This window comes from Paenibacillus sp. FSL H3-0329 (assembly GCF_037963285.1).
Lineage (GTDB): Bacteria > Bacillota > Bacilli > Paenibacillales > Paenibacillaceae > Paenibacillus_AQ > Paenibacillus_AQ odorifer.
The window spans coordinates 1,353,696-1,380,341 of record NZ_CP150150.1; the positions used below are offsets into that span (position 1 = coordinate 1,353,696).

26 protein-coding genes are annotated in these 26,646 nt (G+C 46.8%); 22 read left to right on the plus strand and 4 right to left on the minus strand.

The window, feature by feature from the left end:
- Positions 1 to 78 precede the first annotated feature (78 nt).
- The 4 genes from NSQ66_RS05940 to NSQ66_RS05955 all read left to right on the plus strand — a co-directional run bounded on the left by NSQ66_RS05940 (position 79) and on the right by NSQ66_RS05955 (position 4,764).
- Complete coding sequence (locus NSQ66_RS05940) at positions 79 to 1,146, plus strand: sulfate ABC transporter substrate-binding protein (RefSeq protein WP_051491203.1); 1,068 nt, start codon at positions 79 to 81, stop codon at positions 1,144 to 1,146.
- Between the two features lie 139 nt (positions 1,147 to 1,285).
- A complete protein-coding gene (locus NSQ66_RS05945; protein WP_036681762.1) occupies positions 1,286 to 2,071 on the plus strand; it encodes an MBL fold metallo-hydrolase in 786 nt (261 codons plus the stop codon).
- A gap of 309 nt (positions 2,072 to 2,380) precedes the next feature.
- Positions 2,381 to 2,962 (plus strand): GNAT family N-acetyltransferase, encoded by a 582-nt coding sequence (locus tag NSQ66_RS05950; protein ID WP_076142156.1) that lies wholly within the window; start codon positions 2,381 to 2,383, stop codon positions 2,960 to 2,962.
- A gap of 17 nt (positions 2,963 to 2,979) precedes the next feature.
- On the plus strand, positions 2,980 to 4,764 hold the full coding sequence (locus tag NSQ66_RS05955) for an ABC transporter ATP-binding protein (protein WP_076142157.1): 1,785 nt from the start codon (positions 2,980 to 2,982) through the stop codon (positions 4,762 to 4,764).
- 71 nt (positions 4,765 to 4,835) lie between these two features.
- Here the strand turns inward: NSQ66_RS05955 and NSQ66_RS05960 are convergent, their stop codons facing one another.
- Both NSQ66_RS05960 and NSQ66_RS05965 read right to left on the minus strand, forming a co-directional pair.
- Positions 4,836 to 5,639 carry a Cof-type HAD-IIB family hydrolase gene (locus tag NSQ66_RS05960; protein ID WP_038569149.1) on the minus strand — a complete coding sequence of 268 codons (804 nt, stop codon included), beginning with the start codon at positions 5,637 to 5,639 and terminating at the stop codon, positions 4,836 to 4,838.
- 12 nt (positions 5,640 to 5,651) lie between these two features.
- The gene (locus NSQ66_RS05965) at positions 5,652 to 6,599 is read right to left on the minus strand and encodes a DMT family transporter (protein WP_076142158.1); all 948 of its coding nucleotides are present in this window, start codon (positions 6,597 to 6,599) and stop codon (positions 5,652 to 5,654) included.
- Positions 6,600 to 6,827: 228 nt separating this feature from the next.
- On the opposite strand from NSQ66_RS05965, the gene NSQ66_RS05970 reads away from it, so the two are divergent.
- From NSQ66_RS05970 to NSQ66_RS05995, 6 genes are all read left to right on the plus strand, one after another.
- Complete coding sequence (locus NSQ66_RS05970; protein ID WP_038569151.1) at positions 6,828 to 7,541, plus strand: metal-dependent hydrolase; 714 nt, start codon at positions 6,828 to 6,830, stop codon at positions 7,539 to 7,541.
- A gap of 59 nt (positions 7,542 to 7,600) precedes the next feature.
- Positions 7,601 to 9,412, plus strand: coding sequence for a sensor histidine kinase (locus tag NSQ66_RS05975; protein ID WP_076104832.1), 1,812 nt, complete (start codon positions 7,601 to 7,603; stop codon positions 9,410 to 9,412).
- On the plus strand, positions 9,405 to 10,604 hold the full coding sequence (locus NSQ66_RS05980) for a response regulator (RefSeq protein ID WP_051491207.1): 1,200 nt from the start codon (positions 9,405 to 9,407) through the stop codon (positions 10,602 to 10,604). The genes NSQ66_RS05975 and NSQ66_RS05980 overlap by 8 nt, the downstream gene beginning before the upstream one ends.
- Before the next feature lie 189 nt (positions 10,605 to 10,793).
- A complete protein-coding gene (locus tag NSQ66_RS05985; protein ID WP_076142159.1) occupies positions 10,794 to 12,125 on the plus strand; it encodes an extracellular solute-binding protein in 1,332 nt (443 codons plus the stop codon).
- Between the two features lie 107 nt (positions 12,126 to 12,232).
- Complete coding sequence (locus NSQ66_RS05990) at positions 12,233 to 13,108, plus strand: sugar ABC transporter permease (protein WP_076099026.1); 876 nt, start codon at positions 12,233 to 12,235, stop codon at positions 13,106 to 13,108.
- A gap of 30 nt (positions 13,109 to 13,138) precedes the next feature.
- Positions 13,139 to 13,966 (plus strand): carbohydrate ABC transporter permease, encoded by an 828-nt coding sequence (locus NSQ66_RS05995; RefSeq protein WP_036681776.1) that lies wholly within the window; start codon positions 13,139 to 13,141, stop codon positions 13,964 to 13,966.
- A 90-nt stretch (positions 13,967 to 14,056) separates the two neighbouring features.
- Here the strand turns inward: NSQ66_RS05995 and NSQ66_RS06000 are convergent, their stop codons facing one another.
- Positions 14,057 to 15,058, minus strand: a complete 1,002-nt coding sequence (locus tag NSQ66_RS06000; RefSeq protein WP_036681778.1) for a lipoate--protein ligase — start codon at positions 15,056 to 15,058, stop codon at positions 14,057 to 14,059.
- Positions 15,059 to 15,285: 227 nt separating this feature from the next.
- On the opposite strand from NSQ66_RS06000, the gene NSQ66_RS06005 reads away from it, so the two are divergent.
- The 5 genes from NSQ66_RS06005 to NSQ66_RS06025 are packed head-to-tail and all read left to right on the plus strand — an operon-like array spanning position 15,286 to position 18,934.
- Positions 15,286 to 16,374: a threonine-phosphate decarboxylase gene (locus NSQ66_RS06005; RefSeq protein WP_038569156.1), complete on the plus strand. Its 1,089-nt coding sequence runs from the start codon at positions 15,286 to 15,288 to the stop codon at positions 16,372 to 16,374.
- A 3-nt stretch (positions 16,375 to 16,377) separates the two neighbouring features.
- Positions 16,378 to 16,524, plus strand: coding sequence for a hypothetical protein (locus NSQ66_RS06010; protein ID WP_170914296.1), 147 nt, complete (start codon positions 16,378 to 16,380; stop codon positions 16,522 to 16,524).
- Positions 16,499 to 17,236: an adenosylcobinamide amidohydrolase gene (locus tag NSQ66_RS06015; RefSeq protein WP_038569158.1), complete on the plus strand. Its 738-nt coding sequence runs from the start codon at positions 16,499 to 16,501 to the stop codon at positions 17,234 to 17,236. The genes NSQ66_RS06010 and NSQ66_RS06015 overlap by 26 nt, the downstream gene beginning before the upstream one ends.
- Before the next feature lie 49 nt (positions 17,237 to 17,285).
- The gene (gene cbiB, locus NSQ66_RS06020; protein WP_038569160.1) at positions 17,286 to 18,245 is read left to right on the plus strand and encodes an adenosylcobinamide-phosphate synthase CbiB; all 960 of its coding nucleotides are present in this window, start codon (positions 17,286 to 17,288) and stop codon (positions 18,243 to 18,245) included.
- Between the two features lie 8 nt (positions 18,246 to 18,253).
- Positions 18,254 to 18,934: a histidine phosphatase family protein gene (locus NSQ66_RS06025; protein ID WP_052096836.1), complete on the plus strand. Its 681-nt coding sequence runs from the start codon at positions 18,254 to 18,256 to the stop codon at positions 18,932 to 18,934.
- 99 nt (positions 18,935 to 19,033) lie between these two features.
- On the opposite strand, the gene catA is transcribed toward NSQ66_RS06025, so the two are convergent.
- On the minus strand, positions 19,034 to 19,693 hold the full coding sequence (gene catA / locus NSQ66_RS06030) for a type A chloramphenicol O-acetyltransferase (RefSeq protein WP_038569162.1): 660 nt from the start codon (positions 19,691 to 19,693) through the stop codon (positions 19,034 to 19,036).
- Between the two features lie 142 nt (positions 19,694 to 19,835).
- Between catA and NSQ66_RS06035 the strand changes: the two genes are divergently transcribed.
- The 7 genes from NSQ66_RS06035 to cobS all read left to right on the plus strand — a co-directional run bounded on the left by NSQ66_RS06035 (position 19,836) and on the right by cobS (position 26,564).
- Complete coding sequence (locus NSQ66_RS06035; protein ID WP_036681786.1) at positions 19,836 to 20,372, plus strand: ATP-binding protein; 537 nt, start codon at positions 19,836 to 19,838, stop codon at positions 20,370 to 20,372.
- 124 nt (positions 20,373 to 20,496) lie between these two features.
- A complete protein-coding gene (locus NSQ66_RS06040) occupies positions 20,497 to 21,948 on the plus strand; it encodes a PLP-dependent aminotransferase family protein (protein WP_038569164.1) in 1,452 nt (483 codons plus the stop codon).
- 13 nt (positions 21,949 to 21,961) lie between these two features.
- Positions 21,962 to 22,894 (plus strand): D-alanine--D-alanine ligase, encoded by a 933-nt coding sequence (locus tag NSQ66_RS06045; RefSeq protein ID WP_036681791.1) that lies wholly within the window; start codon positions 21,962 to 21,964, stop codon positions 22,892 to 22,894.
- Positions 22,887 to 24,050, plus strand: a complete 1,164-nt coding sequence (locus NSQ66_RS06050) for an aminotransferase class I/II-fold pyridoxal phosphate-dependent enzyme (protein WP_038569166.1) — start codon at positions 22,887 to 22,889, stop codon at positions 24,048 to 24,050. Before NSQ66_RS06045 ends, NSQ66_RS06050 begins: the two co-directional genes overlap by 8 nt.
- A 95-nt stretch (positions 24,051 to 24,145) precedes the next feature.
- Positions 24,146 to 25,207: a nicotinate-nucleotide--dimethylbenzimidazole phosphoribosyltransferase gene (gene cobT, locus NSQ66_RS06055; RefSeq protein ID WP_036681796.1), complete on the plus strand. Its 1,062-nt coding sequence runs from the start codon at positions 24,146 to 24,148 to the stop codon at positions 25,205 to 25,207.
- Positions 25,204 to 25,752, plus strand: coding sequence for a bifunctional adenosylcobinamide kinase/adenosylcobinamide-phosphate guanylyltransferase (cobU, locus tag NSQ66_RS06060; protein ID WP_036681798.1), 549 nt, complete (start codon positions 25,204 to 25,206; stop codon positions 25,750 to 25,752). Before cobT ends, cobU begins: the two co-directional genes overlap by 4 nt.
- Positions 25,749 to 26,564 carry an adenosylcobinamide-GDP ribazoletransferase gene (cobS, locus tag NSQ66_RS06065; protein ID WP_076099025.1) on the plus strand — a complete coding sequence of 272 codons (816 nt, stop codon included), beginning with the start codon at positions 25,749 to 25,751 and terminating at the stop codon, positions 26,562 to 26,564. Before cobU ends, cobS begins: the two co-directional genes overlap by 4 nt.
- Positions 26,565 to 26,646 lie beyond the last annotated feature (82 nt).

A 26,646-nucleotide genomic window follows, 5' to 3' on the forward strand; every position in this document is an offset into this window, starting at 1 on the left:
CTTGAATTTTAAGTTTCAGCCATTGAGCTACTTTCAAGGAAATATTAAAAATCATTACCTCGAAGGATGTGGGCCGCAATGAATTTCAAAAGGAGCAGACAACTGCACGGATGTTTTGCTGCCCTAATGCTGGCCATACTCACGCTGACAGCAGTCGGTTGCGGGGATGAGAAGGCAGTTACGACGATGGCAGAGCCTTCGAAGCAAGGGGATGTTACGCTGGTAATTGGCGCATACAGTGTGGCTAAGGATGCAATGCAGGATATTTTGCCGTTATTTGCTGCGAAGTGGAAAGCGGATACGGGTCAGGATATTAGTTTTCAGGAGTCTTATGAGGCTTCAGGGACACAGGCACGAGCGATTGTAGGTGGATTTGAAGCGGATGTGACGCTGCTAGCCATGGAAGGTGATGTCGAGAAGCTAGTTAAGGCTGGACTCGTAGCGTCAACATGGAAAGAGCAGGGTGAACAAGGTATGGTGACACGTTCAGTAGTTGCTCTTGGTACCCGCGAGGGAAATCCCAAAGGCATTCGCGATTTTGCGGACTTAGCCAAGCCGGGGATTAAAGTGTTATATCCCAACCCTAAGACCTCTGGTGGTGCGCAATGGGATATCAACGCGATCTATGGGGCTGGTCTTAAGCTGTCAGAGGAGCAGGAGGGCGCAAAGGATCCAGCAGCAGCCAAAGCTTTTTTGGAAAGTATCCATGCCAATGTAGAGTCTTTGGATAAAAGTGGCCGCGCTTCTATGGCAGCCTTCGAGTATGGAGTGGGGGATGTAATTGTCACCTATGAGAACGAACTGCTGGCGCGGATTGCTCAGGGAGTCAAATACGAAGTTATTATTCCTAAAAATACAATTCTGATTGAGAATCCGGCGGCTGTTGTAGAGAAATATGCGGATGAGCATGGGACACGCATAGCATCAGAAGCACTGGTTGATTTTTTGATAACCCCACAGGCACAAGAGATCTTTGCAAAATATGGCTTTCGTCCCGTGGATAAAAAAGTCTATGCTGAGCACAAAAGCGATTACCCTGATCCGGCGGGCCTCTTTGATATTAACTATTTAGGAGGCTGGGATGAGGTGCGAAGCTCACTTTATTCCAAGCGTGGAATTTGGTATCAGGTACTTGCCGGAATATAAGGTAGAGGTATAACAAAAGAGTCATCCCAGCAGTTCTTCTGTGGTGGGGATGGCTTTTTTTGGTGGGTCTCTTTAAAATAGAGAAAGGGTAATTTAGATTTAAGACTTCGTTGAAGAGAACCTGAAGGAGAGATAGCGGATGGATACGTTGGTGTTTTTGGGTACAGGGGATGCCATGGGGGTTCCTCGGGTATATTGCAGCTGTGAGACCTGTACAGAGGCAAGGGAACAGGGGGAAAATATTCGCCTGCGCTCTTCTGTACTTATAGATAATGGCAGTGACTTTTTAGTGATCGATTGTGGGCCTGACTGGCGGCGTCAGATGGAAGCGCAGGGAGTACGAAATATGCGCAGACTGCTGGTGACGCACGCTCATTTTGACCATATTGGTGGGCTGCCGGAATGGGCGGATGCCTGCCGCTGGATGGGATATAAAGGCCAGCTCTATGCCCCAGCAGAAGTGATTCCGATTATTGAGCGGCAATATCCATGGCTGCGCAATCAGATCGAGATGATTCCTTGTGATGAAGGCATAGAGCTAGACGGCTGGACAATAGATATCTGGAAAGTGAACCATGGCAAGAATGGATACTCGTATGCTTTTCGTCTGGAGAAGGAGGGCTATGTATGGGTGTATTGTCCAGATTCCATTTCTCTTGGAGCTGAAGAGACACGCCTGATGCATGGAGCTGACTTGCTGGTCTTAGGTACAAGCTTCTATTACGAAGCAGCGGAGTTATCGACTCGTTCTGTATACGATATGACGGAAGCAGCGGAGCTGCTGCAAACTGTGAAGCCTCAAAAGGCAATCTATACCCATATGTCGCATGATGTGGATATGAGAAAATCATATATTTTACCGGAAAATGTTACGCTGGCCGAAACGGGGATGAGAATACCCTTAGGATCTTCAGATGAAATTTAGGTAAAAAGAAAACTCCCTTCATTTGCTGGAAGGGAGTTTTCTTGATCTTATTTAAACCTGTTATATTCCGCCTTGTTGAATCCGTTTAATTAACTCTTCAAGCCAATAAACGGAGTGCTCTGCTTTAGTTGAAATATTCACTAAATCAAAAAGGGACATCATTAGGGCAACTTCAGCCTGTTGATGTTCCTTTTGTGATTTCTATTGCATTCAGTATTCAGATCCCGATATATACTATATAATCAAAAAGCATATCGTATTATTTTTACATATTTAGAATAATTATCATCGCCAGAGGAGGAGTACGAAGTGGCTGACTCCAAGGATCCAATCCTGCTTGATTTTCCCGAGAGTTTTGAAACAGAGAGGCTGCTCATTCGTGCCCCTTTATGGGGAGATGGAGTTAGCATGAATGAGGCTATCCGTGAAAGTATAGATGAATTGAGACCTTGGATGGCTTTTGCTCAAGTAATACCCACATTAGAAGAATCAGAGAAAGTTACTAGAGAAGGCAGACTGGAGTTTCTAAAAAGGTATAAGCTACATATGCGTATTTTTAGAAGGGATACGGAGGGTTTTATCGGCTGCATTAGCCTGCATCATCTAAACTGGGAACTCCGCAATTTTGAGATTGGTTATTGGATCCGGAGCGCCTGTGCAGGCAAAGGATATATGACAGAAGCCGTAAATGGAATCACCAATTTTGCCATACGGGAACTAGGGGTGAATCGTCTCGAAATCTTTTGTAGTGCACGAAACACCAAAAGTGCCGCGGTAGCCGAACGTGCGGGTTTTACACTGGAAGGGATCCTGCGCAGTGCGAGTCTTGGGTATGACGGGGAACGGCATGATAATAAGGTGTTCGCTAAGGTTAGAGGTATAGAATTTTAAGTGAGAGGGCTGGTTCTTTGAAGCAGAAAGGCGTATTTTCAAGATTAAGTACATATATGTTAAGGCACAAGCTTTTGTATACGATTTTATTATTTACGACTTTATTTGGGATTGTTCTGGATTTAACGATTGCTTGGCTGCTCTCAGTAATTACGGATGCTGCGGTTAGACTCGATGTGAAAGCTTTTAAAGGGCTGGTTATTTTCGGATTAATCTACTTATTAGTGAGTGCAATTAATGGTTTCATCGATCGATATCTCAAAAATAAAATCTCTGCCAAGATCAGAAATGAGCTGCGGTTGGATATGATGCGGCATGCTTTAGCTCTTCCTCAGTCTTATTTTGACCGTAATCATTCCGGGGATTTATTGTCCCGCTTTACTAATGATAATCAATCTGTTGGTAATGCTGCAGGCGAGGTAATGATTGATCTAATCCGTAACCCTTTACTAGCCCTCGCGGCTTTTGGTTATTTGCTCTATATTAACTGGTTACTGGCATTGATCTGTTTTGCAATGGGGCCTTTGATGTTCCTTACGGGAAAAATCTTCGGTTCAGCGATGCGTGAGAACAGTGTGAAGATTCAGACTAATATGAGCAAGATTACTTCCTTTTTACATGACATTCTAGGCAGTAGTATGGTGTTTAAATCCTTTAGTATTGAACGCAGACTAATGAAGCAATATCAGGAGCATAGTGAGAATATTACTTCTGAAGAATTAAAACGGGGAAGAATTGAGGGAGCTACTGGCTCATTCTCCTCTTTTTTGGGAAACTTTACGTTTCTTCTGGCGCTGGTCGTGGCTGGTTATTTTGTGGCAAAAGGATCACTTGAGGTCGGTGCGATGATTGCTTTCATCCAGCTCATGAATTATTTAGTGATGCCGTTCTCGTCATTGCCGGGACTGATCAATTCGATGCAGCAATCACTTGGGGCGGCGGGACGGATCTTTGAGGTGTTGGATAGCCCGGTGGAGGTTGAGACCCTTCCAGAAGTGGAGACAAAGCAACCAGAATTTGAGAGTATGGTTATGTCGTCGATCTCTTTCTCGTATCCGGGAGCAGAGAGACAAAGTATAAACAAGATCAGCTTAGAGCTTCAAAAAGGAACACAGATGGCGGTTGTGGGACCGAGTGGTGGAGGTAAATCTACGCTTTTCAAACTATTGCTGGGATTGTATGAACCCGATGAAGGCGAAGTAATAATCAATGGGCAGCGGATCAACGAGATGAGTCTGGCTAAGCTTAGAAGTTATTTTTCCTATGTGCCGCAAGAGGCAGGTCTTTATACGGGAAGCATTCGTGATAATATCCGGAATGGAAATCCAGAGGCGGATGAGCAAGAAATTCTGGAAGCTTTGCGAAAAGCGAATGCCTATGATTTTGTAATGGAATTGCCTGAGGGACTGGATACTGATATTGGTGAGGAAGGCTCACGACTGTCCGGGGGACAACGTCAGCGGCTTTCCATTGCAAGAGCAATTCTGAGAAACGCTCCTATTCTGCTGTTGGATGAAGCTACTGCTGCACTTGACAATGAATCAGAAAAACTGGTGCAGCAGGCCATTCGTAAACTAATGGGAGACAAAACTACACTCGTTATCGCGCACCGTTTATCTACGATTCAGAACGCTGATATCATTCTCGTGATGGAGAATGGTGAAATTGTGGAGAGTGGAACGCATGATGTACTGCTTGCTGCTGAAGGAAGATATAATGATTTGTATTATTCTCAGCTAGAGCAGGAAGAAGAGAGTGGAATGGGACCCGAGAAAGTGGAATTAGCTTCTACAGGTGTTTGAGTGTTGGAATAAAAAAGGGTGCAGCAACGTCATAAAATATGGCGTTGCTGCACCCTTTTGCTTAAGGAAGTTTAGTTCACTTTATTAAGAATGAATTTATCAATCGCATATTTCACGCCATCGTCATTGTTGCTTAAGGTCACAAAATCAGCAATTTCTTTCAGAGCAGGAATAGCATTCTCCATAGCGACGCCAAGTCCGGCAGCTTCCAGCATCTCATGGTCGTTCCAAGAATCACCTACAGCGATAGTCTCGGAAAGCTCACAGCCGTAATGTTTGGCTAGGAATTCAAGTGCAATGCCCTTGGTTCCTTCATGATGCATGATTTCCAGGAAGTGTGGTTTGGATTTGGTAATATGCACGGAATCACCAAGCAATTCATGCAGGATTGGAGCCAGTTCATCCAAGAAATCAGGATCATCGATAATTAGCATTTTTGGTGTTTTTTGCGGGACAAGCTTTTCCCAGTCAGGCTCAATAAAATATTGCGTTTTATTCAAGTCCGTATAGTCTTTGATCTTTTGGTTGTCTTCACGGGCATATAGCTTGTCGTCAATGTAAGTTTGCAGATGCAGATTATGCTCCACGCAGTAAGTGAACAGCTTGCGGACTGCATCTTGCGGGACGTAACGCTCATACAGTACTTTTTCATCGAGCAAGTTCTTAACGAGTGCACCCTGGTAAGTAATGATAGGTACGTTTAGTCCAGTTTGACGGGCAATGGCTTGAGCGGAAGCGTAAGCACGGCCTGTAGCAAGGGTTACAACAACACCTGCGGCAACTGCCTCTTCAAGCGCAGTTTGGGTAGCGGGTGTTACTTCCTTGTCATCATTAATCAGAGTGTCATCAATATCAATCGCGATCAATTTGTACATTTGTCTCTCTCCTTATCTCTTTCTAAATAAATGTAATTTGGAAAAATAACTCTTCTTATGTTGATTCTGACCCGGTTCCGGGCTCAGCTCTGCCATAAGCATAGCCCCCAGAATACAACCACAACCGAGCAGAGCGGACAACCCGAGTGTTTCCCCGCCAAAGGCTAAACCCGTCAGAACGGCAAATACCGGTTCTGTGGCATAAATAATGGCTACCCGCGATGGGGTAGTATATTTCTGACAGGCGGTTTGAATCCAGAAGGCAAAAGCGCTGGTTGGCCCAATGGAGATCAGCAGAGCCCAAAGCACATCTGGGTCCTTAATCAGCTCCCCGCTGTGGGCGAGCGGTGTTGCCCCTTCAAAAATAAGCGAGGCAGCAATACTGAACAGCCCAACGAAAGCAAGCTGCAGAGTAGCTAGCGGCAACGCCGGATAATGAGGTGCATAAACGCCAGTATAGGCTACCTGTAACGCAAAAGCTATGGCACATAGAAGAATCAAGGCATCGCCTTTATTCAAGGATAATGCAGAGCCCGTGAAGGTCAACAGATAAAGCCCGATTGCGGCGAGTGCCGCACTGAACCAAGTGTATCGTGAAATCGCATGCTTCAATAAGGCTAGAGACAGAAAGGGTACTAGGACAACTGATAGCCCGGTAATAAAGCCGGTATTAGAGGTTGTTGTATATAGAAGTCCCATAGTCTGAAAGCCATAGCCCAAAAACAAAAAAAGGCCAAGCAGCAGAGAATCGCGTACCATGCGGAAACTTAGCTGTTTCCAATCCTTGCGGTAAGAAATAACTGTGATTAGAGCCAGCAACAGGGCAGCGCCCATAAAGCGGATGCTATTAAACGCGAGCGGTGGCAGCACCTTGACAGCATTTTGTACAATCAGAAAGGTACATCCCCACATCATCGCCACTAATAGCAGGCTAAAATCGGCTATACGGGAACGCTTCACTACTTAGGTCATCCTTTCTTCAGCAGCTGTCGCCTCTATGTAGACGACAAGGTCAAGTTGTCCAAATTGTATCGTATATTCATGGAGAGGACAAGATAGAAATCGCGTAAAGGCTTATATACTAAGCGATTTCAGCGTTTTATGTAGACAAAAAATCCGGGTCTTGATATACTTCGATAACCGCACATTTGTTCTTGTTTTTGCATCTTAGAAAGGAGCGGTTTCACTATGATGGGCAGATCCCATTTAATTATCAGCACCGGGGTTACCCTATCTGTTATGAGTTTGATGGCCCATGAGATTACAATCCCGGTTATTGCCGTCGCGGCATTAAGTTCGCTCCTGCCAGACATTGATGAACCGAATTCGTTACTGGTACGCAAGGCGATTCCTGACTTTCTGCTCAGGATACTACAGGTTGCTTTGATAGGAGCAGCGATTTATCTTTATTTTGCAGGAATCGTTGAAAGCCCTTGGAATATTGTACTGGCCCTACTTGTGGGGAGTGTAACTTTCCTGCCGGGAAGAAAGCTGCGGCATCTGGTGATGGTACTAATCGCTACTGCGGTATTTGCATACGGAGGGGCGTATGATCCTTGGAACTACATAGTAGCTTGTATACTCGTAGTTACATCACTTGTCCCGCATCGTGGATTGACTCATACCTTATATGCTGTTGCAGGCTGGAGCACTTTATTGTATTTTGCTTCATCGGGTATACAGGATGGTGGTAGTCTATGGATAGCAGGCGGCATGTCTTATGCGCTTCATCTATTGGCCGACTCTCTCACCCAAAGGGGAATTACGCCCCTGCCGCCCATTCCATTTAAGCTGCGTCTAAAGCTAATGAGTACAGGCACGAAAAAAGGTGGAGCTGTAGAGAATGTTTTTATCTTGCTCACACTCGCCCTAGTTGTATATGTATTTATACTTTCTCCTTGAGATTTACGGATATGAAGCACATAATGAATTACCGCTAGAACACACAGGAGGCGGCTGTTATGCGGGGGGATTCCTTAGTGAAGTGGTTTGGAAGATTGCAGATTCGTAATAAAATAATCCTTATTTTTATACCGTTGATCATTTTTCCATTGCTTGCTTTAGGCTTGCTCTCAGGGCAGATGTTCAGCCGTTCGATGATCGAAAAGGCTAAGTACAATTTTAAAGATGAATCCAAGCTCATCATGCAGCAAATAGATACGATTGTAAAAAATACGGAGAGCAGTGCCAACATTATAACTACCGACATCCATCGGATGTATGCTGAACGTCCGTTGTTATCCTCGACAGTGGAGCAGACGCGGTTTCGCAATTTAATGCAGAGCCAGCTTTCTATCGATCTGATTATTTTTCCGGATGTCGATTCTGCTGTATTTGTGGATACGGAAGGCCAGATTTATTCCTCTTACGCCTACGGTAATCCTAACGAGCAGAAGGTATTTACCAGCGATATGCTGGAGAAGGCTAAAGAAAAAGGCAGCTACGGTGTCAACCGTTGGCTTCCCATGGAACAGAGAGATTATCTGGTTAGTGATCCGGCAGTTCCGGTGCTCACACTGAGTAAAGTCGTGTACAATCTTAAAACGGGCAACCTAATAGGTACATTATTTGTGAACGTAAAAGAAGATGCTCTCTCTGCTTTTCTGGAAACCGCTAGAGAAACCTCTTCGGACAAGAAATATTTTATAGTAGACGGAACGCAAAGGACCGTGTCCACCCCTGATAAATCAAAGCTTCTACTGAAGCCTGAGGACAGACTGAACGGCAGTCTTAGGAAGACGGGAAGCTCTGTCTCGGAAATTATCGGCAAGGGGAGCGGGCGAGAGCTGGTCACTGTGACGTATTATGATAAGCTGAATTGGAAGCTTGTGAATACGATTTCGCTGCAGAAGTTAACTGCGGATATTCACCGTAATATAACGTTAACTATATTCGTGGGAATAGGATGCCTGTTACTGTCTCTGCTGCTTGCAGGAAAGCTGTCACAGATTATCGTAAATCCGCTTCTTCAAGTGACGAAGGCGATGCGTAAAGTAAGGGAAGGCGATCTGAATGTCACCTCACCAGTGACTACAGAGGATGAGACTGGGCTAATCTCCACCGTATTCAATTCCATGGTTGGTCGTATTCAGGAGCTGATGCGGACGATTACAAACGAACAAGTCCGGAAACGTGAATATGAACTAGCTCTGATCCATGCCCAGATTAAACCCCATTTTCTGTACAACACACTGGATACGATTTATGTACTCAACGATTTGGAGCTTAATGAAGCAGCTCGGGATACGACCAAGGCACTGGCAGATTTCTATCGGGTTGTTCTTAGCAAAGGGAACGAGGTTATTCCACTGTCCGAGGAAGTATCAAATGCAGCTGATTATTTGGCTATTATGCAGGTTCGCAACCCCGACGTATTACGTTACGAGATTAATATCCCGAAATTTCTCGAAGGAGTCAAGGTACCCAAATTGTCCCTGCAGCCGCTCATCGAGAATGCAATCTACCATGGATTAAAAACAAAGGGCAGTCAGGGGCTAATCTCAATAGAGGCTTATACACACGGAAGAGAAGTTATCATTACCGTGGAGGATAACGGTGTTGGCATGTCCGGGGAGCAGGTGTCGCGGATTGTAGAATACCGCTCACGAGAAGGAAAACCGGCATCCATTGGCATTTACAGCGTTCATGAACGGATTAAGCTGTATTTTGGAGAACCATATGGCCTATCGGTAGAAAGTAAACTGGGAAAAGGTACTGTTATGAAAATGACGATTCCCGGTACGGAAGCGCAGGGGGGCAGCGTAGATGTATAAAGTGATGGTTGTAGATGACGAGCCGCTGTTTCGTTATTATATGCGGACCAAGCTGGATTGGAGTAAATATGATTTCAGTGTCTGTGGTGAAGCGTCAAATGGCAGAGAAGCGCTGGAAGAAGCGGAACGGACGAAACCAGATTTGGCTTTAGTGGACATTAGTATGCCCTATATGGACGGTATGGAGCTGGTTACCCGGTTACAGGCCAATGCTCCTGATATGCTTATTGTTTTTGTAACAGGGCACAATGAATTTGATTATGCGCAAAAAGCGATTCGCTTAGGTGTACAAGATTATTTATTGAAACCGTTTAACCAGCAAGAGTTTAACGAGATGATGATCAAGGTGAAGCAGCGCCTTCAGTCACATAAAATAGGTGCACGCAAAGCTGGGAAGCCGGAAATAATTGCAGAAGGAACGGCTTCCAATAAGCTCTTTCCACTCCAAATGGACGAGCAGAATTCCTCTGAAGGGATAGAGGAGTTCTCCTTTCCATCCAAAGAAATCACTCATCTTGGAATTCAGGATGCCATGCTGATGGCGTTAAAGATGGGGGATGGCGATGCAGCGGCGAAGGACATAAGCAAATTAATTGAGATTCTACGACGCCAGAGAGGGGGAGGCAGCTATTCCTTTACTCTATTAATGAGTATAGTATCCCTTTGCCTTGCCTATGCTGGAGAAAGAGGGATCAATCCGGAAAGTCTCTGGAAACCAGCAGGTTCACCGGAGCAGCGGCTACGGGAGATGGATAACTGGGATGAGACTGAAAGCTGGATAAAAGGCTTGTACAGTAAAGTCATTGATCAAGGTCGTGAGCACCGCCCCTCTAAGTCGTACAATTTATTCATTGCCGCCAAAGAGTACATCCGGGAGCATTATTCCGATTGTGAGCTGACAGTTGACCAGGTGGCGAATGGCGTTTATGTAGATACCAGCTATTTACGGAAGGTTTTTCGAAAAGAAGGTGGAATCTCTGTACTTGATTTCATTACCTATACTCGTATGAAGCAGGCCAAGGAACTGCTTGCTGGAGGAAATGTGAGACTGTCTGAAATCGCCGGTAAAGTGGGCTATAATGACCCGAATTATTTCAGTAAATGCTTTAAAAAACACTATGGCATGCCGCCGTCTGAATTTGAGCAGCTGGCTGCCCGTTCCCGCCATATTGGCGTTAATAATGAAATTTAATAAACATATTTGGTGGCGGCTCTCTGGTGAGGCCGCTTTCATTTTGTCCTGTTTATTACCGATTGTGCCCGATATGGCTCTTTTTGGGTCTTCAAGGCTCAAATATAATAGAAACAGGACGATGAAAACGCTAACAAATAGCGGATTCAACTAGCTCCACTAAATAGAGCATCAGAAAGGGGATTCATTATGAGCAACAAGCTATTCAGAACACTGGGGGTTGCAACCGTTTTATCCTTAGCTTTCTCACTTACAGCCTGTGGTGGTAACAATGCCGGAAACGGTGGTTCAACCTCTGAAGGTTCCAATACGACCGCTGGGAATACCGATAAGAAAATTCAAATAAAAATTTATGCACAGCATTTTGACGAAGATACTTCAAAGCCATTTGATTATGCCGTAGAGGAATTAAAAAAGGAAATGCCGGAGGTGGAGATTGTACTGGATGAGGCTGTTCAAGATGGCTACCAGAAGCTGAAAACATATGCCGCGACTGGGAACATGCCGGATATTTATGAAACAGACTGGCCTACGCTGCAAACCTTCGCCAAATCTAAAAATGTCGAGCTGCTTGATGAATACCAAGCCACCAAAGATTTCAAAGCGAATCTAAACACAGGGAATGAGTCCCGTCTAATTGCCCCAGACGGTCATGTATACGCATTCCCATATACGGGAATTGAATTCCAAATGTTGTTTTACAACAAGGATATCTTTAAAGAGGTAGGCATCGAGATGCCGATCAAGACGATCGATCAGCTGGCTGAAGCGGCTAAGAAGCTTTCTACAGCAGGGTATACACCGCTCTCAATTTTCGCGAAGGAGAAATGGATCACTACTTCTTTTTATAGCGGACTTGTGACTCGTGAGGAGACGAAAGGGTTTGGCCCACTCGAAACGAAGGGAACGACAACATTGCCTTCGCCTTATGTAACAGCAGCAGAACAAATGAAGAAGCTGGAAGAAGCAGGCTTGTTCGACGTCAATGCTACGAATACCAATTATGATCAAGCTTCATCTTTGTTCTACCAAGGAAAAGCTGGCATGTTCGTCAACGGTCAGTGGGAAATCTACAGCAGTGCTGAGAAGCTTGGGGATAAAGTGGATTGGATGTACTGGCCAGCTAAGGACGAAGCGACTTATGAGAACAACAAAATGTACATTAACGGTGCAGGAGGTCCTGGTGGCTTTGCCGTTTCTCCAAGCAGCAAGAATGTAGAGACTGCAGTGAAAGTAGCTAGTTTCATCGCACAAAAATATAGCGAATACAAATATACACAGCTGGGTAGCCCGATCGTAGCGACTAAAGTGGATAAAGAAATGACCGGTAAAGTGCCTGCCATGATGAAAAGAATCGCTGAAGAAGTGCTGCCAAACGTGAAGGGGTACGCCAATGCGGTAAGCAGTGTTCAAATTAAAAATGCACTGGACGACAATACACAAAATATGTTGATCGAAGGATTCTCGGCTAAGCAGTTCACGGATAACATGAACCGAGTGCTGAACAAAGAAAATAAATAATTAGAGAAATAAAATAAATAAAAATGGGTCCATGCCCTGCAGCTCACCCGGATCGAGCCCTTATATCGGGTGAGCAGCTTGGCAAGGAAGGAGTGGAATCTTACCGCATGCATAAATACTTAGGTAATAAGAAAGCCATAATGCTGTTTCTGCTTCCCGCTCTGTTGATTTATAGCGTAGTGATTATCTATCCAGTGCTTCAATCCTTTTATCGTAGCTTTTTCGAGTGGGACGGGCTCAGTACGGCTACTTTTAACGGATTGTCCAACTATGTAGAGATGTTTGATGATCCATTGCTTTTGACATCCCTTCGTAACGGCCTTATTTTTGCACTGGTACTCGCTGTATTTCAGATCGGATTGGGAACCATTCTTGCGCTTGCCTGTGCCGATCCGCGAATCAAAGGGCGTAAGTTGTTGAAAACAGCTTATTTTATTCCCGTAGTTCTGTCGGTTACGGTTGTTTGTCAGCTATGGATTGCCATCTACGATCCGAATAACGGATTGATCAATAGGCTTTTTGAAATTATGCATATTCCTTATCAACAAAACTGGCTTACTTCTCCAACCACATCCATAATTGCGATTGCCTTTGTTAATGCCTGGCAGTTCATGGGTTACCAGTTCAGTCTTTTATATGCGGGGGTTAAATCTGTTCCTGAGCAGTACATGGAAGCTGCCACGATTGACGGTTGCTCCAAATGGATGGCGCATCGTAAGGTGACAATTCCAATGATGAAGGAGACGTTCAAATTCTGTCTGATCATTGCCATCACTTCAGGAATCGGTGCTTTTGTACAAATGTTGATTATGACTAACGGCGGACCGGGAACGAGTAACTATACGCTTACCTTTATGATTTATCGTTATGCATTCTTGGAAAGCAACTACGGCTATGCCTGTGCGGTATCGGTTGTGCTTGTCCTTCTGTCGCTTCTGGCCACCATTATTATCAACAAGACATTTGACCGAAATGAAGCATAAGGCAGTACGCCGGAAAGGAAAAGGAACGTTATGAAAAAAGTGAGAGCATTGCTCATACAGCTTCCCTTATGGATTTATTTTATCATTTCCATCTATCCGCTATTATGGATGATTTCTTATTCTCTGAAAAATAACGATGAGATTTTTGTCACCAACCCTTTCGGATTTCCGACTAATTTCCGGATTGAAAACTATGTGGCCGCTTGGTCACAGTTCAATATACCGCGATATTTTACGAATAGCTTGGTAGTCTCTACGATTTCAACGCTACTTATTATCATATTATCGCTGATGTTCTCATTCGCAATTTCCCGGCTGCGGTGGAGATTCCGTGAAGGGGTCAGATTGTATATGACGATCGGAATGTTCATGCCGCTGCAGGTAATTATGATTCCACTTGCCATACTCGTACGGGATTTACATCTGACTAATACCTACGGTGGGCTTATTGTTCCTTATGTCGCCATTGGATTGCCGTTCTCTTGTCTGGTATTCTACGGCTTTATGAAGGGTATCCCTGGGGAGCTGGAGGAATCCGCTTGTATGGACGGCGCGAATGTATACCGGATGTTTCTGCAGATTATTGTGCCGGTTGTAACGCCAGCTGTCGCAACAGTAGCCATTTTTCAATTTCTGAACAACTGGAATGAATTTTTGCTGGCTTATATTCTGATCTCTGATGAGGGGATGAAAACACTGCCGCTGGGTCTATTGTTCTTCCAAGGCCAATACAGCACAGACTGGGGTGGCATGGGGGCGGTTATGACGATGGCGAGTCTGCCAATGGTTATTGTCTATTTGTTCTTTAGTGAGCAGGTGGAACGGGCAATGACAGTTGGATCTGCTGTAAAAGGATAAAGCGAAGAGTATTAATTCATGCAAAAGAGGACTTCTGGCGAATGCGCAGGAGTCCTCTTTTTGATTCAAATCATGACCAGTGAATTCATCCTATTCCTCTAGGAAGACCAATCCGATAAAATCCTCCGGCTCAATACGACCGAAATAATGCTTCAAATCGAGATCAGCTAATGCTTCTCTAACCTCAGCCTCGTCATAACGTTTGCCACGAAGTGCATTTTCAACATCTACTACGTCACCGACTCCGAAGAAGTCACCATAGATTTTGATGTCTTTAATGAGGGAATCTTCAATATCCATCCGAATATCAATAATTCCGGCAGGGAATTTGCGCGTGTGCTTAACGTTGCTTTTTGGTGACAGACCGTAGTTCCAGTCCCAGTTCTGGTAGTGCTCCTTGGAGATCTCGTTAATTTTGTCCCAGTCGGCTTGTTGCAGCTTGTACTGAGGAACCTCAGAAGAATCCATGCCAAAGATCGAACGCAGCAGGCCGGCGCGGAACTCCTCGATCGTCATATCTGTACCCAGCAGCTCTTTGATATTCGCTACACGACTGCGTACGGATTTGGTGCTCTTTGATTTAAACTTCTCTGGATTCACTTTTAGAGAGGCTTGTACATCATCTAAATTAAGATTGAACATCAAGGTACCATGGCTGAACATACGTCCGCGTGTGGAGAACTGAGCGTTACCGGAAATCTTTTGCTCACCAACTTGCAGATCATTCCTTCCGCTTAGCTCGGCGTTAACGCCCATGCTTTGCAGGTAATCGATGACCGGTTGGGTGAATTTCAAAAAGTTATGAAAGGATTGGCCGTCATCCTTGGTAATAAAGCTGAAGTTCAAATTTCCAAGATCGTGATAAACAGCTCCACCGCCGGATAGACGACGTACGACCTGAATATTATTATCTTTTACATACTCTTGGTTAATTTCTTCGATAGTATTCTGATGTTTCCCGATGATGATGGATGGGCTGTTGATATAAAAAAGCAGGTAACTCTCGTCCATCGGCAAGTGCTTCAGCGCATATTCCTCAATCGCCAAATTGATGGATGCGTCAGTAATCCCTGTGTTATCAATAAAAAGCATAGTGAATTCCTCCGTCGCAGCAAAATTGATTACAACCTTCATTTTAAACCAAAAGCGGTTTTTTAACAAAAGAGATCACATCTTTGAGATTCATGTCGGTTTGGGGGAAGCAGGGGATTTAGCTGGTTCCTTCTGCGAAAGCATTGACGTTCTTCCGGCAAAGAGTCAATAATGGTGGCAATGACATACATATCGTGCTAGAGAAAGTAGATAGAGGGAGTGTAATTATGCTTGAAAAATATGGACATGGCGGTGATTTGCTGACGGCAGCGGAGCTCTATGGAGAAGCTGGGGGCACATTTCTCGACTATAGTGCCAACATCAATCCACTCGGTCCTCCACCGGAAGTTTTGGAGCTGCTTAGAACAGCACTGTCAACGGTGGTTACATATCCGGACCCTGGACACCGACGCTTTAAACAACTACTGGCGGAAAATCTTGGCGTAGATAGTGGCTGGTTAACCGTGGGTAACGGAGCAGCGGAATCTATGGCTTTGCTGCTGTTGGCGATAGCTCCGCAAAAGGTTGGCATCGTGGAACCTTGTTTCTCTGAGTATAGGCAGCTTTCCGGGCAATTTGGTGCTGAAGTATTGTCGGTCCAGGGGACTAGGGAACAGCATTTTCGCGCTGGAGTGGAGGAGATTGCCGGGCTGCTGGAACAGGTGGAGCTGTTATTTCTCGGACAGCCGAATAATCCCAATGGAGTTCAGTATGCTGTGGAGGAACTGCGCTTGTTAGCGCAGAAGGCTGAAAGCTGCGGGACTTATTTGGCTGTGGATGAAGCTTTTATTGACTTTATCCCGGAGTCAGAGCGAAATACACTCCTGCCGGAGCTGGAGCAGTTTCCGCATACGGTTCTGGTGCGGTCGATGACGAAGTTTTATGCGATTCCCGGACTGCGTCTCGGGTTTGCGATTTCGCATCCGAAGCTGGCGAAGGCGATGAGCGGAAAGCAGGTCACCTGGAGTGTGAACGGCTTGGCGCTGCTGGCAGGGGAAGCCTGCCTTACAAGCGGACGTGACTATGAACAGCGCACGCGTGAGCTTATTGCAGCAGAACGCGAAACGCTGCGGCAGGGTCTAGTGCAGTTGGGCTGCGATGTCCCACCGGGAGAAGCCAATTTTCTGCTCTGTGGCTTGCCGTCACCGTGGAGTGCGGCTGAGCTGCAGACTAGGCTTGGCCGCGTAGGTATACTTGTGCGCAGCTGCGCTATGTATGCAGGGTTAGGTTCAGGGCATATTCGAGTTGCTGTTAAGGGACATGAGGATAATGCCCGCCTTTTGCTGCAGATGGCGGAGATTCTAGCGACTAAGTGACAGGTGCACGTATTCCTTAATGATGTGCGGAGGGAGCTGACAGCGCTATTGGCGGGGCATCCTTTCGAGGATGGTTGTAAGTATTCAATGAAAGAAATGAGCGGTGAAAGGAGCGGGATCGGCTATGGTGGAAGTGAAGATTCCATTTAATCTTGCAGGGGGAATCAGGGAGTATCATCCGGCCGTCTGGCCAGGGCTTGCTCTGCAGTGGAAGGATAAGCATCTGCTGCTGGAGCTGCCAGCAGCAGCGGATGGTTTATCGAGCGCGTTCTACGGCGGAGGAATGAACCGGCTGCAGCGGGCGGTTAATTTATATGTAGATCGCAATTACGAATGTAGTGATCCTGTCCAGGATATGGAGAATAAGCTGCGCGATTGGGGTTATCCTTTATCCGGCTGTGCCGGTCTGATGACGGCTGTACCGCTAGAGCATGCAGCGGTAGCTGAAGAGGACACGGGTTCAGCGGGGATTTTTGTTTGCGTTACAGCCGCCGCAGGAAATGCTGCGCGCTCAGGCGTGGAACGCAATGTATTGGCTGTGTATCGGCCGGGTACGATTAACATCATGCTCTGCATTGATGGCCGCCTGACACCGGCGGCCATGGTCAATGCTGTGCAGACAGCTGTCGAAGCCAAAGCTGCTGCGCTGGCAGATCTCGGGATTACCGATCCGGAGAATGGCCTAATCGCAACCGGCACAACTACGGATGCTATTGTACTCGCTGTGAGCCAAAGCGGGAGATACAGCGCCGAGCATGTCTACGCCGGAACAGCAACCGATCTCGGAGGCGCTATCGGCCGGCTTATATATAGCGCTGTGACGGGCAGCCTGCTGTCGGTGCAGGCAAGGAAGGACAGCTAATGACAATGGATAGCTGGAGAAGTAGAAGATTGTTCAGAGGTGATTGCCTGTGACAATCGCTTTGGTGTTGCTTGCGGCTTATGTGATTGACCGGATCGTAGGTGATCCGCGTAACCTGCCTCATCCCGTAATTGGTATGGGCAAAGCAATTACGGCTCTGGAGTGGGCGATCCGTCGTTTATGGTCCCGCCCGCAAAGCCTGCGCAGAGCTGGGGTGTTACTTCCGCTATGTGTGGCGGGCGGTGCTTGGGCACTGACAGCCATCCTGCTATGGCTGCTGTCATATATCTCACCTTGGCTCGTCTGGATAGCCGAGGTTTGGTTGATTTCAACCACGATTGCCTCCAAGGGACTAAAAGATGCAGGAATGGCGGTGTACGTGGAATTGCAGAAGGGCGATCTCCCTGCTGCCCGCAAGGCTTTGGGGATGATCGTGGGACGTGATACGACTTCGCTAGACGCCCCTGAAATTGTCCGTGGAACGGTGGAGACCGTAGCAGAGAATATTGTCGATGCGATTATTTCTCCACTTTTCTACGCGCTGATTGGCGGTGCGCCGCTTGCTATGGCTTATCGGGCGGTCAATACACTCGATTCAATGGTTGGTTATAAGAACGATAAATACCGTGATCTCGGCTGGGCATCTGCCCGGCTCGATGATGTTGCTAACTTCATCCCGGCACGGATTACGGCATTACTTTTGGCTCTATGTGCAGGGATGCTTCGTCTGGATTGGCGTAGTTGCCTGCAAATGGTGAAGCGGGATGCACATCTACATCCAAGCCCTAACAGCGGTTATCCAGAATCAGCTGTGGCTGGCGCACTTGGCATCCGACTCGGAGGCGAAAATGTGTATCATGGCGTCGCTTCTTTTCGGGCTTATATGGGTGATCCGGTACGTACGATGGAACCAAATGATATTATCCAGACCTCGCGGATGATGATGCTCTGCTCTTCAATATTTGTAGGTCTATGCGCGGTTGCGGCATGGATATGGATTGGAGGCTGAGCGTCGGTATGGCAATTCCCTCTATAGAGCTTGAGCTAGTGCTTATCCGACACGGGCAGACGAAATGGAATGTTGAGCATCGTTACCTGGGACATACGGATCTTCCATTGCTTCCTGACGCAAGTGAGCGGCTATCCCAACTTCAGCAGCAGATCTGCATGCAGGCTGAGTTATCAGGTGGTTTTTGGCGTGTGTTCTGTAGCGATTTGCTAAGATGTCAGGAGACCTTGGCTTTCGTAGCACCTTCACTAGAGCAGGACGCTATTTACGATCAGCGGCTTCGTGAAATGAACTTCGGAGCTTGGGAAGGCTGCACCTATGAGCAGTTGAAAGATAACTCTCTATATAGACATTGGATTGATGATCCTTCAAAGGTTACACCGCCAGAAGGAGAATCGTGGACAGAATTCGATGCACGGTTGCGTAGTTTCCTGTTAGATCTAGGTCAAGCTGCTATGGCTGCATTTGGATGCTGTGCTATCAAGGAGAAAAAAAGTGAGGTTACATCGAATAGAGTAATGGTAGTGACGCATGGGGGGGTAATCAGGAATTTACTTGCACAGTTAGTTCCTGACCTCACATTCTACAGTGCAGTGGCTCCTTCTCCAGGGAATGTAATGGTACTAAAAATACTCTGGCAGCATGGACAATGGTCAGCTGATAAAGCTGATATTGTGGAAAAAGGATGATTACATGAAAATAAGGGCTCCACATCATTAGGAAAACCTAATAGGTGGAACCCTTTATGTTTGAACTATCGTTTGCTGTCAGCAGAATAACGTGGTTAATTAGAGGTTAGGTAACCATTCCGTATAGGTATCTGCACGTGATTGTAATTCATTATACAGCATGCTGGCATGGTAACCGTCGCACACAGCATGGTGGAATTGCCCCGAGATGGGTAATAGTATTTTTTTGTCTTGCTGAAAATATTTCCCTATCGTAAAGATGGGAAGTAGGTAGGTTCCCTCGTTATACACGTTCAGGTTAAAGCTCGTGAAGCTGACCCACGGAATGCTGGAAATAGGGAAGGTGTTCGATGGTTCGTTTGCTTTAGCGATAAATTGTTTCACACTTCCGTACATTTTCATATCATCGAGATAACGGTTATAGAAATCATTAAACTGTTCACCGTACGAAGTCCAGATGCTTGAGAAAGTTTTATCATCATCATGGAAAATTGTAAAACTAGGTGACAAGCTATCCCAATAACCTAATCTACCTTCAGAATCAAAACATGTGCGGAATTCACTATGACGGTTCACCACCGTAGTTATCATGTGGATTAGTGCTGGGTACAGCTTAATTCCCTTATGCTTAAGCTCTGACAGTAGAAGGGTGATATCAATATTTACGGTCATGCTATAGGTGCATCTGACATTGTTTAAATAATGTTCAAAATAGGGTTTTCTACTCCAGTTATCAATGACAATCGGGTTAAAAATCATTTATTATGACCTCCTAAAATTATTTCGTTTTTCATTTTAGGAGGTCTGCTGGACTGATTTCACCATATCCTTATCACTATCCCTTGAGAAAGTATTTTGTAACGATGAGTATACCATCAATTGGAAGGGAGATGCATTTATAATGCTGAGCGAAAAGTTAGTTATTGAAAAATTGCTTCAGCAAAAGCGTACGAGTGTTGCTTCCATCGTAGTGATGATGTGCGGTGTAGCGGGGTCGGGTAAAACAACTTTTGCTAAAAAGCTGGAGAAAGAGGGATTCGCCAGACTTTCGATAGATGAAGATATTTGGGCCACGCACGGCCGTTTCGGGGTGGATTATCCAGAGCAGAATTATGAGTTCTATAAAGAAGAGTCGGAGATAAAACTGCGGGGGGAGCTGGTGAATCTGCTTCAGGCAAAACATCATGTTGTCATCGATTTCAGCTTCTGGCAACGTCAGAGACGGAACGATTACAAGCAACTTATTGAGGATTATGCTGGCGTGTGGGAACTGATTCACTTAAAGGTTCAGCCGGATGAATTACGTCAGAGACTGCTTATCCGGAGTGAACGTTTTGACGCCAATGCCGCATTTCCGATTACTGAGGACATATTAACCCGGTTTTTAAATGGTTTTGAGATCCCTGCTGGAGAAGGGGAGCTTGTGATCGAAGCATAGATCTGTAACTTGATTTTTGGGCATTTGTCCCCTCATAGAACCACAGCCGGATTAAAATCCCATGGCTGTGGTTCTTTTTTTAAGCGAGTGATTGTGCCATGATAGTCATGGGGGCGATTGAGAGATGTTTAAGGATTTTAAGCTCATAGCCGGACGGCCGGTGTATATACAAATTAAAGACTATATGAAGCACTTAATCATAAAAGGCGGTCTGCAAGGCAATCAAAAGCTGCCCTCCACACGAGAGCTCAGCACATTGCTTAAGGTTAGCCGCAACTCCGTAATCTCTGCTTATGCAGGGCTTGAGGATGATGGCTTTGCTTATGCCGTGCAAGGGCAAGGAAGTTATGTTGCAGCTACGCCGCCCGGCAGTGAAACGATCTCTTCCTGGACGATGGACTGGAAGTCACGTCTCAATGATCGCGCGGTGCTGGCGGAGGAACTGGATATCATGAAGCGCGGGATTCGAGCGGAGAAGGGGACGATCTCCTTCACCAGCATAGCGCCTGATGAGAGTCTTTTTGATCTGGATAATGTGAAGCGGTCCTTTATGGATCGGATGTCGGTAGAAGGCAACGTTCTGCTAAATTACGGCTATGCCAAAGGGTATAAGCCTTTAATAGACTATTTGAAGCAGTATATGGAGCACAAGGGCGTTGAAATGAGGGGCAAGGATATATTGATCACCAATGGTTTTACAGAGGGGTTCGATATTGTATTGTCTGCTCTGAGTAAAAAAAATGGTTCGGTCATTTGTGAGAATCCGACGCATCATACAGCGATCAAAAATTTGAAGCTGAACGGTTTTGAGATCACCGGGATTTCGATGGAGCGTGATGGGATTGATTTGGCGGAGCTGGAGAAAGCATTGCAACAGCAAGCTTTTGACTGTGCATACTTCGTCCCTTCTTACCATAATCCGACCGGAATTGTAATGTCTCCAGAGAAAAGACAGCGGCTAATGAAGCTGATGAATCGCTACCAAGTCCCGGTGATTGAGGATGGTTTTAACGAGGAATTACGATATTCGGGCTCACATGTGGCTCCACTTATCGCAGCAGCAGGCAGCGGCAACAGCGTGATTTATCTCGGCAGCTTCTCCAAGGTATTATTTCCGGGACTACGTGTAGGTTGGGTGCTGGCGGATCAGGAGTTGATTAATTCCCTCGAAAGCGTCAAGCGCGCCCGTACCATTCATACCTCGACGCTGGATCAATCCATTTTATATCAGTATTTATTGGGTGGCCATTTAGAGAAATATTTGAAAAAAGCCAGAGCGGAATACAAACGAAAGTATGAATTAACCCTGCAATGCTGCAAGGATTTTATTCCTTATACGGCGCTGTCAGGGGACGGTGGCCTGCATCTTTTTGTATCCTTCGCGGAGGGCTTTAATACAAGGACGCTGTTGGCGGCCTGTCATGAGCAAGGGGTTATTTTTACAGCAGGAGATATATTCTTCACGGACGGTAAGGGTCAAAATACGATACGGATCGGTTTCTCCAGAGTGACGGATGAGGATATCCGCAAGGGGATCGAGATTATTGGCAGAACAGCTCGACAACTAATGGGATAAAGAGGTGCTTGAGATGAAGGTAGGCGTAATTATGGGCGGGGTATCCTCAGAGTATGAGGTATCCATGAATAGCGGTAGAGAAATATTGAAGAATCTAGACCCCAATAAATATGAAATTATTCCAATTGTGATCACCAAGCGTGAGGAGCTTATTGAGCAGGCAAAAGGGATCGATATCGCACTGCTTGCACTTCATGGAGCTTACGGCGAGGATGGTACGGTTCAGGGGACGCTGGAGACGATGGGGATTCCGTATACGGGCAGCGGGGTTTTGTCTAGCAGCATTTGCATGGATAAAGATCTCTCCAAAAAGCTTATGCGCTGCGCAGGCGTCAATACAGCAGATTGGCTATGCTGGGACAGTATGAAGGATTATTCGGCTGAAGTGGTGGAACGGCTCGGATATCCGGTTATGGTGAAGCCATGTTCAGGCGGCTCGAGTATCGGAATGGAAAAAGTGAGCAGCAGCGAGGAGCTGTTGTGCGCAGTGCAGAAGGCTTTTGCCTGTGATCAGTCGATTTTGATTGAAAGCTACATTCAAGGCCAAGAAATTACCTGTTCTATTCTAAACGGAGAGCTGCTGCCTATTCTGGGAATTACCTCAGCAAATGCCGAGTGGTTCGATTACAGTGCTAAGTATGAAGAAGGCGGAGCAGATGAACGGGTCATTGAATTGCCTACTGAAGTGCATGAGCGGGTACGCGAGGCTGCCTTGAGCTGTTATAAAGCACTAAAATGTAGCGTGTATGCACGGGTTGATATGCTGCTTAAAGAGGGTATTCCTTATGTGCTGGAGGTGAATACGTTACCAGGCATGACGAAGGCCAGTCTTTTACCCAAAAGCGCGCAAGCGGCAGGCTACACCTTCAGCGGACTACTGGACGAAATCATCTCCCTTTCCCTAACGGAAAAGAGTGCAAAAGAAGAGGTGTACAGCCATGCATAATGAATGGATTGCTCCACGAGTGCGGGAGATTGCGCCATCGGGGATTCGGGCTTTTTTTGACCTAAGTACGGGGAATCAGGATATTATATCGCTGGGTGTAGGGGAACCAGATTTCGTTACACCGGAGCATGTAAGAGCTGCCTGTATTCGTGCCTTGAACAATGGGGAAACGATGTATACGCCAAATTCCGGTTTACTGGAGCTTAGAGATGAGATCGCTTCTTATCTGCACACAAGTTTCAAGCTTCGCTATGAGCCAAACGATGAGATTATGGTTACGGTGGGAAGCAGCGAGGCTGTGGACTTGGCATTACGAGCTTTCATTACACCTGGGGATGAGATTATCGTCCCTTCTCCGAGCTATATCGCATATTCGCCGATTACCCATTTGAACGGGGGGGTTACGGTGGAGGTAGAATCATCGGCCGAGCAGGGGTTTAAGCTTACTGCTGAAGCGTTACGGAAGGTGATTACCCCGCGTTCGAAGCTTCTTATGGTGAATTTTCCGACTAATCCTACAGGTGCAGTAATGACTTATGAGGATTGGCTGCCTATTGCACAGATTGTAAAAGAGAATAACCTACTGGTCATTTCAGATGAAATTTATGCCGAGCTTACGTATGACAGTCAGCATGTCAGCATCGCCTCTCTTCCCGGGATGCTGGAAAGGACGATTGTGATTAGCGGCTTCTCCAAAGCTTTTGCAATGACTGGCTGGAGAGTTGGTTATGCTTGTGGCGATCGAGAATTAATTGCTGCGATGCTAAAAATCCATCAATACACTGCGATGTGTGCCCCCGTGCTCGGTCAAATTGCTGCGATTGAATCATTGCGCAACGGAATGCAGCATAAGGAACACATGAAGCAATGCTTCGATGAGCGGAGAAAGCTGCTGGTTAGTGGATTTCGATCCATCGGACTACCTTGCCACGAACCGGCGGGCGCTTTTTATGCCTTTCCTTCCATCGCTCATACCGGAATGAAATCAGAAGACTTCGCTTTGCAGCTGCTCAGGGAGGTCGGTGTCGCTGCGGTTCCGGGTCATGTTTTTGGAGCAGGCGGAGAGGGTTATATTCGCTGCTCCTATGCCGCTTCCTTACAAAAATTGACAGAGGCGCTGGAGAGAATCGAAGATTTTATGAAAGTGAAGTTGTAATTCTAGAAGTCCCCCTCTATCATAGATGGGGGCTTTTCTGCGAATATGAGATAGAATAGGTTATACGGATACATTTAATAGGAGGTCGTAATTATATGCTTTCAGATATTCAAGACGTAATTAAACAAATCATTCCGGCTGATGATCAGTCCATCCTCAAGGCGGAGCATCGGCTGAACATTCTGACCAAACCTCCGGGCAGTTTGGGACAATTGGAACCTCTAGCTGTTAAGCTCGCTGGAATTTCGGGTACGGAGCAGCCTAGTTTCACCAAACGAACAGTTGTTGTGATGGCTGCTGACCACGGGGTATGCTGCGAAGGGGTTAGCGCATTTCCACAGGAAGTCACGCTGCAGATGGCCCATAACTTTCTCAGCGGTGGAGCGGCTGTAAATGTATTGGCACGTCAAGCTGGGGCAGAGGTACAGTTTGTTGATATCGGCATAAACGGCGATCTCGGTCATGTTGATCTGATTGATCGTAAAGTGCGCCGGGGAACGGATAACATGGCTGTGGGACCTGCGATGAGTCGTGAGGATGCCATGAATGCTCTTCTTGTTGGGATAAGAGTTGCGCAGGAAGCGATTAAAGACGGAACGGAGATTTTTATAACAGGCGAAATGGGCATTGGGAATACTACGGCTAGTGCTGCCATTCTATGTGCTCTCAAAGGAATAGCCCCTGAAGTAGCTGTGGGACGAGGAACGGGAATTGATGATGAACGTTTACTACATAAAATTGCAGTGGTGGAACGCGCCTTAAAGGTAAATCAGCCGAATTCAGCAGATCCGTTGGATGTATTATCTAAAGTTGGCGGACTGGAAATCGCTGGCTTGGCGGGACTGATTCTTGGTGCGGCTGCTAATCGGACACCTATCATTTTGGATGGTTTTATTTCGGGGGCGGCAGCGCTTGTGGCAAAAGCCCTTGCACCTGAATCCATCGCTTATATGATAGCCTCTCATGTATCAGGAGAACGGGGTCATAAGCTAATGCTAGAGCAGCTTGGACTTGAACCGCTGCTTAATCTCGGTCTGCGATTGGGTGAGGGAACAGGGGGAGTATTATGCCTTCATTTAATCGAGGCGATCTGCCGCATTTTGAGCGAAATGGCAACCTTTGAAAGTGCAGGCATCTCTGGAGCTGGTCAACGATGAGCATTCTTGTAACGGGAGGCGCACGTAGCGGTAAAAGTGGTTTTGCAGAAAAATTGATGCATTCACTGGCAGATCAGGCCTTCTATGTAGCAACCGGACAGGCTTTTGACGACGAAATGAAGGAACGGATTGCTCTGCATCAGCATCAACGAATGGAAAGTGGTTACGCTTGGGAGACGCTTGAGGAACCGTATGATTTACCAGATCTGCTAAAGCGATTATCGGGTGAAAAAGCGGTGCTCGTAGATTGTTTAACCTTATGGTTATCCAATGCATTATTGGCCGTGGAAGGTTTTGAAAATAGGCAAGAGCTTGTTGAGAGTGAGATAACAAGACTTGAAGACAGTGTGCGTTCTTTCCAAGGGACGCTTATTCTGGTCACTAATGAGGTTGGCGACGGGATTGTTCCAGAGTATGCGCTTGGCCGATTGTATCGTGATCTGGCGGGACGAATGAACGCGCTGATCGCTCGGCAATGCGAACAGGTCTTTCTAGTAACTGTTGGGATTCCGATTGAGCTGAAGAGCAGGGAGTATCGTTTATGAGGGAGCGTAGGGATGCGGCCGTAGCTGCCTTTCAGTTCTTATCCCGATTTCCTGTAAAAGGTGATCCGGGGTTCTCTCCTGAACTGCTGCGCCGCAGTGTGATCTTCTATCCCATTGTAGGCGCAGCAATTGGGCTGTGCGTAGCTGCTGGAGCAGCCCTGACGGGATTGCTTTTACCTGCTTGGCCAGCAGCAGTGATCACTCTGATTCTGTGGGTAAGCCTCACAGGCGGGTTGCATCTTGATGGCTGGATGGACAGCGCAGATGGTCTGCTCAGCTATCGGCCACGGGAGCGTGCCCTGGAGATTATGAAGGACAGCCGTGTGGGTGCGATGGGCGTACTCGCCTGCGTGCTGCTCCTGCTGTTTAAAGCTTCTTTGCTGGCAGCTCTAATCGAAGGCTACGCCTACTACGAGCTGCCGCTGCTCTTGGTACCAGCGGTCTGGAGCCGCTGGTATATGGTGCGGGCAATGGTGCGTTATCCCATTGCCCGTGGAGACGAGGGGCTGGCCGCGAACTTCGCCGGCCTAGCTTCCTCGCATGAGCGGCGCGCGCTGGCAGTCGCCGCGCTGCTCTCGCTGGCCGCCGCCGCTGCGCCTCTGGCGCTCGGCGCTGGCTTAGCCGCGTGGCCGCTGCATCTGGCGGCAGCTCTGCTGCTGCCGGTCGCGGCCTTGGCCTGCGGCACCGCAGCTGCGCGGCGGATCAGCAGCCGGCTCGGCGGGCTCACCGGCGACGTGTACGGCGCGCTGAACGAGCTGCTGGAGGTTGTGCTGCTGCTAGTGTTATTGCTGCTCCAGCACAATTTAATGTAAGCTCCACGGATGAACCTTGAGTAGTTTGCTTTAGGTAGCTCTACGGATGAACCTTGAGTAGTTTGCTGAAGGTAGCACTACG